Below are 10,176 nucleotides of genomic sequence, written 5' to 3' on the forward strand. Positions count from 1 at the left end.
GCACTCCCCAGCCGGGTACGTGACCTTCGCTACGACGCGCAGATCACCATCGGTACGCGGGTCTCCCGCACGACTTCCGACATACCGTGACGACGCCGGTCGCGATCATCGCGACTGCTTTGCTCGTCACACTGACGATGGTGCGAGATGGCTCTGGACCTCCGGGCGGTCGTCAACCCGCTCGTCCAGAAGTCGGAGGACGAGGCGGAGTGAACCAGTGCCCGCCAACGACGAAGGGCCCCGACCACCGGTCGGGACCCTTCGTACTTGCGGTAGCGGTGAGATTCGAACTCACGGTGGACTTTCACCCACACACGCTTTCGAGGCGTGCTCCTTAGGCCACTCGGACACGCTACCCAACCGGGAAGTCCCGGCTGCAGAAGGATACCCGCTCAGGGCGTGAGGACCGAATCGGGCGCCGAACGCCGCGAGCCGGGGCCCGCCGTCGGGCACGAGGTAGACCCGTGTGCGCGAGGTAGACCTCCCGGAGCCCTACCTCGCGCACACGGGTCTACCTCGGCGACGGGCACACACCGCAGGCTCGGCGACGGGCACCGCAGACTCACATCCCCACCTACCCCGTGTCATAGCGACCTCACAGGTTCGGACGGCTCCATGGAGGAGTTCAGTTCCCCGTCACCTGGAGGTCACCCGTGACCCAGCCCCCACAGCTCGCGCTGTACCTCGTCGACCTGGTCGCCGTGCTCGTCCTGACGTTCGGCCTCTACTTCCCGCGTCATCGGCGCCGCGACCTGGTCGTGGCCTACCTGGGCGTGAACGTGGGCGTCCTGGCGGTCGCGGCGACGCTCGCGAGCAGCACGGTCGGCGCGGGCCTGGGCCTGGGCCTCTTCGGTGTCCTGTCGATCATCCGGCTGCGCTCGACCGAGCTGAGCCAGCACGAGGTCGCGTACTACTTCGCGGCCCTCGCCCTGGGGCTCCTGGGTGGACTCGGCGCGACGGCGGGCTGGCTGGGTGTCGCGGGCAGCGCCCTGATCCTCGTGGTCATGGCGGTCGCGGACCACCCGCGCCTGCTGCGACGTCACCGCAGCCAGGTCGTCCTGCTCGACCGCGCCTTCCCCGACGAGGCCGGCCTCGTGGCCTACCTCGAGCAGCTCCTGGGGGCGCACGTGCACTCGGCGTCGGTCCAGCGCCTCGACCTGGTGAACGACACGACCCTGGTCGACGTCCGTTTCGAGGTCGCCCCGGGCGGCGGCGTCGCGGCGAGCAGTGCGGGCGACGTCGCGGCAGCCCTTGCGGCCCCGGCCGGCCCCGCCGCCCGGGTGTCGGCATGACCACGCCCCTGCCCGACGGCGCCGCGCTCGACACCCTCGTCGCGCCGCACGCGGGGTTCTCCCCCGTGTCGCTCGACGAGCTCGTGGCCTCGGCGTCGCTCCAGACCCGGATCGACCGCAAGTACGTCCTGCGGCGCGCGGAGGCACAGGCGGTCCTGGCGGACCTCGCCGAGCGCGAGCCGGGCGTGCGGGTGCTCGACGTCGACGGCCGTCGCGAGTTCTCGTACGAGTCGGTGTACTTCGACACCCCGGACCTGACGAGCTTTCACCTGGCGGCGCACCGTCGTCGGCGGCGCTTCAAGGTCCGCACCCGGACGTACCTCGACTCGGGCGAGGCGTGGCTCGAGGTCAAGACGCGGGCCGCGCGCGGCTCGACCGTCAAGGACCGCGTGGCGCACGACCTCGCAGGCCGCTGCGAGCTGGGCGAGGGCCGACGCTTCGTGTCCGCGACGCTCGACGGCGCCGCGATCCCCGAGGCGGCCGACCTGCCGCTCGCGGCCGGGCTCGTGACCAGGTACCGGCGGACGACGCTGCTCCTGCCCGGGACGAGGCCCGGGGCGCCCGCGGCTCGCGCGACGCTCGACGCGGGCCTGACGTGGCTGCTCGACGAGGGCACGCCCGCGGGCCGGGCCGCGGCGGTCCCCGACCTCGTGGTCGTCGAGACCAAGACCGGGTCGACGCCGTCGTGCCTCGACCACCTGCTCTGGCGCAGCGGCCACCGGCCGCAGCGCATCTCCAAGTACGGCACCGGTCTGGCGGTCCTCCGCCCCGACCTGCCGAGCACCCCGTGGCGACGTGTCGTCCGCCGCTGGGTCGAACCCTCCCTGACCACCTCTCCCGACAGGAGCACCTGATGCGACTCCGTAGAGCCACCACCGTCACGACCGCTGTCCTGACCGCCACGCTCACGGCCGCCGCGCTCGTCGGCTGCTCGGCGGACACGGGCACGAGCACCACCACGAGCGACGCCGCTGCAGCCACCACGGCGTCGACCGCCGTCGCAGGCCTGACCCCCGAGGAGGCCATGGCCGCGAACGCCGATCCGCACTCCTCGGGGGCCGACGACGCGGACCTCTCGTGGGACGAGTCCGAGGTCGCGCTCTCGCTCGACGGCGACTCGGCCCAGGCCGACGGTGACGGCGTGACCGTGGACGGCTCGACCGTCACGATCAGCCAGGCCGGCACCTACCGCGTCACGGGAGACCTGACCGACGGGCGGCTCGTCGTGGCGTCGTCGGGCGACGGCGTGGTGCGGCTCGTGCTCGACGGCGCGAGCGTGACGTCCTCGACCACCTCTGCGCTGGTCGTGGAGGACGCCGCGACCGCGGTCGTGGTCCTTGCCGACGGCTCGACGAACCACCTGGAGGCGACCGGTGCCGCCGTGGACGACGATGCCGACGGCAGCACCGACGAGCCCGACGCAGCCCTGTTCTCCTCGGCCGACCTCACGATCGGCGGCACGGGGTCCCTCGACGTGGTCAGCGCCGCGACGGACGGGATCGTGAGCAAGGACGGCCTGGTGATCGCCGGGGGCGACCTCACGGTCGACGCGGGCGACGACGGCGTCCGCGGCAAGGACTACCTGGTCGTGACCGGCGACGCGTCGGTCACCGTGACCGCGGCGGCCGACGGCCTCAAGTCCACGAACGCCGACGACGAGACCATGGGCTACGTCGCGATCCTCGGCGGGACGGTCGACGTCACGTCGGGCGACGACGGCGTCCAGGCCGAGACCGACGCGATCGTCGCGGACGCGACCGTGAAGATCGCCGCGGCGGGCGGGCCCGGCACGGAGGTCGCCGAGGACGCCTCGGCCAAGGGCATCAAGGGCGACGTGGGGGTCGTGGTCGGCGGCAGCGCGACCGTGGACGTCGCCGCCTCGGACGACGGCCTGCACTCGAACGGTGCCGTGTCGGTCTCCGGCGGGGACGTCACTCTCGCCTCGGGCGACGACGGCGTCCACGCCGACGGCGACCTCACGATCACGGCCGGCACGCTCACCGTCTCGGAGTCGGTCGAGGGCCTCGAAGGGGCCACGATCACGCTCGCGGGCGGCGACGTCCACATCACCGCGTCCGACGACGGCGTGAACGCCGCGGGCGGGAGCAGCACCGACACCACGGGCACCGGCACGGCGCAGGAGGGTCCTGCACCGCAGGACGGCCAGGCACCCGGCGACTTCACTCCCCCGGCCGACGGCGAGCGCCCCACCCTGCCCGACGGCACGGTCCCCGGCGACGGCACGGCCGGCGCTCCCCCGGCCAGGCCCGGCGGTGAGATGCCGTCCGGCGAGATGCCCGACGGCGCAGCCCCCGGCGGGCAGGCGGGTGGCCAGGGCGGCGGTGCACCGGGCGGCGAGGCGGCGGGCGACTACTCGCTCACGATCTCGGGCGGCACGCTCGTGGTCGACGCGGGCGGCGACGGCCTGGACAGCAACGGCTCGCTCGAGATCACCGGCGGGACCACCGTGGTCCAGGGGCCGACGAACGCCGGGAACGGCGCGCTCGACGTCAACGGCACGTTCACCGTCTCGGGAGGCACGCTGCTCGCCGCGGGCAGCTCGGGCATGGCCGTGGCCCCCGACACCGACTCGTCGCAGGGCTGGGTCGCCGCGAACCTCGACCAGAGCGCCGCGGCCGGGACCGTGGTCCACGTCCTCGCCGAGGACGGCACGACCCTCGTGTCCTACGAGGTCACCAAGGACACGCAGAACGTCGTCTACTCGTCGCCCGAGATCGAGACGGGAGCCACCTACCTCTTCGAGACCGGCGGGACGCTCGGCACCCCGGACGGCACGGGGCTCTCGTCCGACGGCACCACCGACGGCACGACGCAGGCCGCGACAGCCGTCGCGGGCGAGTTCGCGGGCGGCGGCATGGGCGGCATGGGCGGCGGCCGCGGGCCCGGCTCGAACGGCTCGACCGACACCTCGGGCGGGACGACCACGAGCGGCGCGTGACGCCGTCGGGCGCCTCTCCCCGCACGCGTCAGGGGGGGGGCCCCCCGAAGGTGCGGCGCCCCTGACCCGTCCCGGACCGACCCGGGACGGTCACGCAGGTGTCAGACCGAGCAGGGCCGACCCGCGTCCCACGCACCCCAGACGTCGCTCCCGGGGACCTCGCCACGGGTCCACCACTGGGCCGTGTGGTTCACGCCAGCACGCGAGACGACCGCGCCGCCCGAGTACGTGGCCTCGAGCGAGAACGCCGGGGCGCACTTGACGACCTCGACCACGGGGGCCGTGCCGCACGGGCCGATCTTCTGCCACGGGCTGCCCGAGGTCGCGGCCGGGGCCGTGCCACGCGTCCACCACTTGGCCTTGTACTCGGCGCCGTCGTGCGAGACGACGTCACCCGAGGTGTAGACGCCCGAGCCGTACCAGGGGGCGGCGCACTGCGCGCCGACCTGCGGGCCGGGGGTCGACGCACGCAGCGTCGCTCCGAGGGTCGAGCCGAGCTCGTTCTTGTAGTCGCCCGTGAGGTCCCACCACATGGCGCCGCCGTAGCCCTGGACCGCCAGCCACTCGGCCTTCGCGTTCACGGACGCCTTGTCGTCGTAGCTCCACCACTGGTCGCCGTCGTAGCGCCACGAGGCGCCGATCTTCGGGTCGAAGTACGCCTTGCCGACGGTGCGCAGCTCGGCGTACGTCTTGGTGCCGATGTAGCCCGCGGCAGGCTTCCAGCCCGCGCTGCCGTCCGCGACGCCGTACCAGCCGTGGCCGTAGGCCGCGAGGCCCGCGTTGAGCTGCTGCGGGTCCGCGCCCGCGTTGACGTACATGCCCATCGCACCGTCGAGGCCGAGGCCCCAGTTCTCGGTGCCGTCCGGGTGCAGGTTGCCCTGGTGGCCGGTCTTGTTCGGGACCCAGCCGCCGTGGAAGTCGTAGCCCTGGACGTTGAGGAAGTCGACCACCGCGAAGAGACGCGGGTCGAGCCATCCACCCTGGCCGGCGTTCCAGCCACCCGCGGGGGCGAAGCCCGTCAGCAGGTAGTCCTGGCCGTCCTGCGCGCCCAGCGCGTCGAGCGAGGTGCGGAACTCCTCCATGAGGAGCAGGAAGTTCTCCTTGTCCTCGGGGCGGGCGTTCGCCGTCTCGCCCCCGGTGACGGGCCACTCCCAGTCGATGTCGATGCCGTCGAAGATCCCGGCCGCAGCACCCGGGCCGCCCTTGTCGCCGATCTGGGGCAGGTTGCCCCGGATGTAGATGTCGAGGCACGAGTTCACGAGCTTCGTGCGCCCCTCGGCCGTGGACGCGGCCTCGGAGAAGTTGTCCGACCAGGTCCAGCCGCCGAGCGACACGAGGATCTTGGTGTCGGGGCTGACGGCCTTGAGCTTGCGGAGCTGGTTGAAGTTGCCCGCGAGCGCCTGGCCGGCCTTGTCGGCCTTGCCGTCGACGGACTGGTTCGCGGGCACGAGGCGCAGGAAGTCGTTCTGCGCGTCGCCCTCGCCGGGCACCTGGTTGATGTCGCACACGAGGTCGGTCGTGACGTTGCCGAACGCGTAGTTGAGGTGGGTCAGGTCCTTGATCGCGCCGGTCGACACGAGGTTCGCGACGTGGAAGTCGCGCGTGATCGGGCCGTCGGCCATGAAGTAGCCGACGCTGCGGTAGCCGTTGATGTCGTCAGGGCCTGCGGACGACGAGGTCGCGGCGGGCTTGGCAGTGGTCGCGGCGGCCTGGGTTGCCGGTGCCACCACGACGGATGCGGCGAGGACCGCGGCTGCGGCGATCGCCACCGGCGCGAGCCGGCGTCTGGGTGTGTCTTGCATGTGAGGGCCTCGTTGCTCTCCTCCGGGCACGCCCGGAACTTTGTTCGGACGCCTCGCACAGTAGACCCGAAAGGAACCTTTGCCAAGGGTCTTAACCAATACGAGGGCGTGTTGAGCGGTAAGCCCGATTTGCCCCTTGGACAGGTGTCCTACTCGGTGCTTTTCCGCGGCATGCCCTCGGCGCACTTCAAGGGCGCCCGGTCCACCCGTCCCGCCCCCGCCCACCCGGGCGCCGCACCTCACACCGCTCCTTGTGGAACCGCTCCTGCGGCCGTCGTACGCTCGGATCGTGCCCCCGCAGACCCCCGAGACCCCAGCGACCGGCCCCACGATCGACGACGTCGTCCACCTGCTGCGCGGCAAGCGGCTCACCGCCCTGACGGGCGCGGGCATCTCGACCGACTCCGGCATCCCCGACTACCGCGGGCCGGACTCCCCGCCCCGCAACCCGATGACGTACCAGCAGTTCGTCGGGGACGAGGCGTTCCGCCGCCACTACTGGGCGCGCAACCACGTGGGCTGGCAGCGCGTGCACCGCACGCACCCCAACGCCGGGCACAAGGCCCTGGTCCGGCTCGAGGAGCGCGGCGTCCTCGAGGGGATCATCACGCAGAACGTCGACCTGCTCCACGAGGACGCGGGCTCGCGCAACGTCATCGACCTCCACGGCCGCTACGACCGCGTGATCTGCCTGTCCTGCGCGCGTGTCATCTCGCGCGAGCACCTGGCCGACCGGCTCACCGAGCTCAACCCGCACTTCCTGGAGAGCATCGGCGACCTCGACGACGTCGAGACCGCCCCCGACGCCGACGCCGTGATCGAGTCGACCGCCCACTTCGTGCCCGCCGCGTGCGAGTTCTGCGGCGGCATGCTCAAGCCGGAGATCGTCTACTTCGGCGAGAACGTGCCGCGCGAGCGGGTCGAGCGGGCCTACGCGATGGTCGACGCCTCCGACGCGCTGCTCGTCGCCGGCTCGTCGCTGACCGTCCTGAGCGGGCTCCGGTTCGTCAAGCACGCGGTGAAGACCGACAAGCCCGTCGTGATCGTCAACCGCGGCGCGACCCGGGGCGACCCGCTCGCCACGATCAAGCTCGAGGCCGGAGTGTCCGAGACGCTCGAGGAGCTCGCGGACAGGCTCTGACGTCGGCGGGCGGCTCGGCCGAGGGCCGGGCGGCGGTCCGTGGGCCGCTCAGCGCTGCGTCTCGAAGAACTCGCGGACGAGGTCGCCGCACTCGACGTCGCGGATGCCGCCGACGACCTCGACTCGGTGGGGGTTGCGGCGGTCGCGCACGATGTCCCACACGGACCCGCACGCGCCGGCCTTGGGGTCCCACGCTCCGAGCACGAGGCGCTCGACGCGCGCGAGCGTGGTCGCCCCCGCGCACATCGCGCAGGGTTCGAGCGTCACGACAAGCGTGCACCCCTCGAGGCGCCACGAGCCGAGCGTTGCCGCGGCCTGGCGCAGCGCGAGGACCTCGGCGTGGGCGGTGGGGTCGCCGATCTCCTCGCGCCGGTTGCGGCCGAGGCCGAGCAGCCGTCCGTCGGGCCCGACGACGAGCGCCCCGATGGGCACGTCGCCCGTGGCGAGGGCGTGGGTCGCCTCGTGCAGCGCGAGCCCCATGAGCTCGTCCCACACCGCGCGGCGGGCCGCGACGGTGTCGGGCGGGAACGTTCCGGTCGCCCAGGGCAGGTCGAGCCCGACGGGACCGGGCTCTGCGGCGGGGGCGACGTCGTCGGGGACCATGCTCCCGAGGCTACCGGGCGGTACGCTCGAACCATGCGCCTGCACGTCGCCGACCACCCGCTGGTCGCCCACAAGCTCACCGTCCTTCGCAACAAGGACACCGCCTCCCCGACCTTCCGCCTCCTGGTGGACGAGCTCGTGACCCTGCTGGCCTACGAGGCGACGCGGGACGTCCGGGTCGAGCCCCACGAGGTAGAGACCCCGGTCACCACGACGGTCGGGGTCCGCATCGCCGAGCCGCGCCCGCTCGTCGTCCCCATCCTGCGCGCAGGCCTGGGGATGCTCGAGGGCATGACCCGCCTGCTGCCCACGGCCGAGGTCGGCTTCCTCGGGATGCAGCGCGACGAGGAGACTCTCGAAGCGGTCACCTACGCGAACCGCCTCCCGGACGACCTGACGGGTCGCCACGTGTTCCTGCTCGACCCCATGCTCGCGACCGGCGGGACGCTCGTCGCGGCGATCGACTACGTGTTCGAGCGCGGCGCGCGCGACGTCACGGCCGTGTGCCTGCTCGCGGCCCCCGAGGGCATCGAGGTCCTCGAGAAGGCGGTCGGCGACCGTGTCGACGTCCAGCTCGTCGTGGCCGCGGTGGACGAGCGGCTCGACGAGAAGGCGTACATCGTGCCGGGCCTGGGCGACGCGGGCGACCGCCTCTACGGCGTGGTCTGAGACCAGCGCCCTCGTGGGCGCGGGGTGACCGGTCCGCCGCGTCGCCCGCGCCCACGATGCCCGACGGCGTCGCGTCCGTCCCATATTCGCGTCTCACCCCGTGAGATTCTTGGCGCTTGCCCTTGGCGACTCCCCGTGTCGCTGCCATGCTCACCACGTGACCTCCTCGCTGACCTGCCGAGGCGCCGACCGGCGTCCGAGCGTCAGCGTGCCCTCCAGCGTCTGTTGTCCGGCCTGACTCCCTCAGCCCCCTGACAACCCCTGCCGACCGTCGTCGGCGCCGCTCCGGCCCAGGCCGTCGAGCGGGAACCCTGGAGCATCTCATGGCCACCCTGACCCAGAAGACCCCTCGCCCGCACGCACCCCACCGTCGCACCCACCCCGGCTTCGTCCTGTACGTCGGGGTCGACGCCGCGACCGGGGAGCACCCGCAGGCCGAGCTCGTCGAGCTCGCAGAGGCCCTCGGCGAGCTGGCCCGCGAGTGGCTGCCCGACGCCGAGACGTACACGGCCCTGACCCTGTCGGAGCCGGCGACGGACCGGCACGAGCACCTCGTCGACGAGGGCCGCCGCAAGGCGCGCGGCCGCAGCGCCGCCCGCCGGGCCGAGGTCCCCGTCCCGGCCCCGGACCTCGCCCCGCTCGGCGACGTCGAGGCGTTCCGCGACCGGCTCGCGGCCCTGTCGCCGTTCCCGCGGGTCGTCATCGACCCGGCGAGCCGCCGCGTGACCGTCGACGGCTCCGAGCAGCGGCTCACCCACAAGGAGTTCGAGCTCCTGACGCACCTGTCCCGGTCGGCGCACCGCGTCGTGACCCGGGACGAGCTCCTGTCGACCGTCTGGGGGGCCGACGCGGTGCGCGACGGCAGCCGGACCATCGACGTCCACGTGCGCCGCCTGCGCGAGAAGCTCGGGCTCCAGCACGTCATCTCGACCGTCCGCGGGCTCGGCTACCGGTTCGACCCGCAGACCCACGTCGTCCTCAGGGGCTCGGGGGACGCCGCCTGAGGACCAGTGCTGCCGGGTCGCACGCTCGTGGTCTCGTGGGGGGATCCCGTCCGGCCCGGCAGCACGAACCCCGCCGCAGGGACGCGCGACGAGTTTGGTCGAGCGCCCCCGGCAGGGTTGGATGAGGGCGTCCGCCCGTCCCGTCCTGTGAGGTCTCCCCCGCCGTGCCTGCGCCCCGTCCCGTCGCCCGTCCCCTCGCGGGCCTGATCGGGGCGGTCGCCTCGCTCGGCCTCCTGTCGGGATGCGTGGGCACCGAGGTCGCCGCGGTACCCGCGCAGGTCCGCGAGCCCGTGATCGGCCGCGACACCGCCACGACGCTGTTCGCCTCGCTCTCCGCGACGCGCAACGCGGCGAACGTGGCCCGCGACGGCGACGCCCTCGCGACCATCGAGGCGGGTCCCGTCCTGCGGTCGTCGACGTTCGCCTTCGCCGCGCAGACCGCACAGTCGGCGGCCCCCGTCGCGCCCCACACGTCCGTGCCCGGGACGCTCGCCGCCCCGGTGGCCGGGACCGCAGACTGGTTCTACTCCCTGCGCGCCCCCGGGGACCCGGCGGCGTCGGACGGCGAGTTCGTCGAGTCCACGCTCTTCACGCGCGGGTCCGCGGACGCCCCCTGGCTGTTGACCTACCAGCTCGCGACCGACCCGGCCGTGACCCTCCCGCGACCCGCGCTGGTAGGAGGCTCCGCCGTCGGGCCCGACGACGG

Annotated in this window: 9 protein-coding genes and 1 tRNA gene; 7 read left to right on the forward strand and 3 right to left on the reverse strand. The window is 73.2% G+C overall.

The features are described 5' to 3' along the window. Window positions 1–270: 270 nt before the first annotated feature. Window positions 271–357, reverse strand: a tRNA-Ser gene (locus H9652_RS16675). 296 nt (window positions 358–653) lie between these two features. On the opposite strand from H9652_RS16675, the gene H9652_RS16680 reads away from it, so the two are divergent. From H9652_RS16680 to H9652_RS16690, 3 genes are read left to right on the forward strand one after another with little or no spacing between them, the layout of a single operon-like run. After that, the gene (locus tag H9652_RS16680) at window positions 654–1,292 is read left to right on the forward strand and encodes a DUF4956 domain-containing protein (protein ID WP_191797475.1); all 639 of its coding nucleotides are present in this window, start codon (window positions 654–656) and stop codon (window positions 1,290–1,292) included. After that, window positions 1,289–2,146, forward strand: coding sequence for a polyphosphate polymerase domain-containing protein (locus H9652_RS16685; RefSeq protein WP_191797477.1), 858 nt, complete (start codon window positions 1,289–1,291; stop codon window positions 2,144–2,146). The genes H9652_RS16680 and H9652_RS16685 overlap by 4 nt, the downstream gene beginning before the upstream one ends. Continuing rightward, the gene (locus H9652_RS16690) at window positions 2,146–4,251 is read left to right on the forward strand and encodes a carbohydrate-binding domain-containing protein (RefSeq protein ID WP_191797479.1); all 2,106 of its coding nucleotides are present in this window, start codon (window positions 2,146–2,148) and stop codon (window positions 4,249–4,251) included. The genes H9652_RS16685 and H9652_RS16690 overlap by 1 nt, the downstream gene beginning before the upstream one ends. A gap of 101 nt (window positions 4,252–4,352) precedes the next feature. On the opposite strand, the gene H9652_RS16695 is transcribed toward H9652_RS16690, so the two are convergent. Beyond that, the gene (locus tag H9652_RS16695; protein WP_191797481.1) at window positions 4,353–6,053 is read right to left on the reverse strand and encodes a glycosyl hydrolase family 18 protein; all 1,701 of its coding nucleotides are present in this window, start codon (window positions 6,051–6,053) and stop codon (window positions 4,353–4,355) included. A gap of 289 nt (window positions 6,054–6,342) precedes the next feature. On the opposite strand from H9652_RS16695, the gene H9652_RS16700 reads away from it, so the two are divergent. Continuing rightward, window positions 6,343–7,194 carry an NAD-dependent protein deacetylase gene (locus H9652_RS16700; RefSeq protein ID WP_318244232.1) on the forward strand — a complete coding sequence of 284 codons (852 nt, stop codon included), beginning with the start codon at window positions 6,343–6,345 and terminating at the stop codon, window positions 7,192–7,194. 48 nt (window positions 7,195–7,242) lie between these two features. Here H9652_RS16700 and H9652_RS16705 read toward each other — a convergent pair whose 3' ends face one another. Then, window positions 7,243–7,674, reverse strand: coding sequence for a nucleoside deaminase (locus H9652_RS16705; protein ID WP_191797491.1), 432 nt, complete (start codon window positions 7,672–7,674; stop codon window positions 7,243–7,245). Window positions 7,675–7,830: 156 nt separating this feature from the next. On the opposite strand from H9652_RS16705, the gene upp reads away from it, so the two are divergent. The 3 genes from upp to H9652_RS16720 form a co-directional block, all read left to right on the forward strand. Beyond that, a complete protein-coding gene (gene upp, locus H9652_RS16710) occupies window positions 7,831–8,466 on the forward strand; it encodes a uracil phosphoribosyltransferase (protein WP_138822549.1) in 636 nt (211 codons plus the stop codon). A gap of 323 nt (window positions 8,467–8,789) precedes the next feature. Further along, window positions 8,790–9,470, forward strand: coding sequence for a winged helix-turn-helix domain-containing protein (locus H9652_RS20380; RefSeq protein ID WP_318244233.1), 681 nt, complete (start codon window positions 8,790–8,792; stop codon window positions 9,468–9,470). A 164-nt stretch (window positions 9,471–9,634) separates the two neighbouring features. Continuing rightward, window positions 9,635–10,176: hypothetical protein (locus tag H9652_RS16720; protein ID WP_225228379.1), on the forward strand; the 542-nt coding region annotated here is incomplete at its 3' end.

This window comes from Oerskovia rustica (genome assembly GCF_014836555.1).
GTDB lineage: Bacteria > Actinomycetota > Actinomycetes > Actinomycetales > Cellulomonadaceae > Oerskovia > Oerskovia rustica.

What these genes read in the sequence shown, in the direction of transcription:
- H9652_RS16690 (WP_191797479.1), top strand. Translation starts at nt 2,146, where the DNA reads ATGCGACTCCGTAGAGCCACCACCGTCACGACCGCTGTCCTGACCGCC.
- H9652_RS16695 (WP_191797481.1), bottom strand. Translation starts at nt 6,053, where the DNA reads ATGCAAGACACACCCAGACGCCGGCTCGCGCCGGTGGCGATCGCCGCA.
- H9652_RS20380 (WP_318244233.1), top strand. Translation starts at nt 8,790, where the DNA reads ATGGCCACCCTGACCCAGAAGACCCCTCGCCCGCACGCACCCCACCGT.
- upp (WP_138822549.1), top strand. Translation starts at nt 7,831, where the DNA reads ATGCGCCTGCACGTCGCCGACCACCCGCTGGTCGCCCACAAGCTCACC.
- H9652_RS16705 (WP_191797491.1), bottom strand. Translation starts at nt 7,674, where the DNA reads ATGGGGCTCGCGCTGCACGAGGCGACCCACGCCCTCGCCACGGGCGAC.
- H9652_RS16685 (WP_191797477.1), top strand. Translation starts at nt 1,289, where the DNA reads ATGACCACGCCCCTGCCCGACGGCGCCGCGCTCGACACCCTCGTCGCG.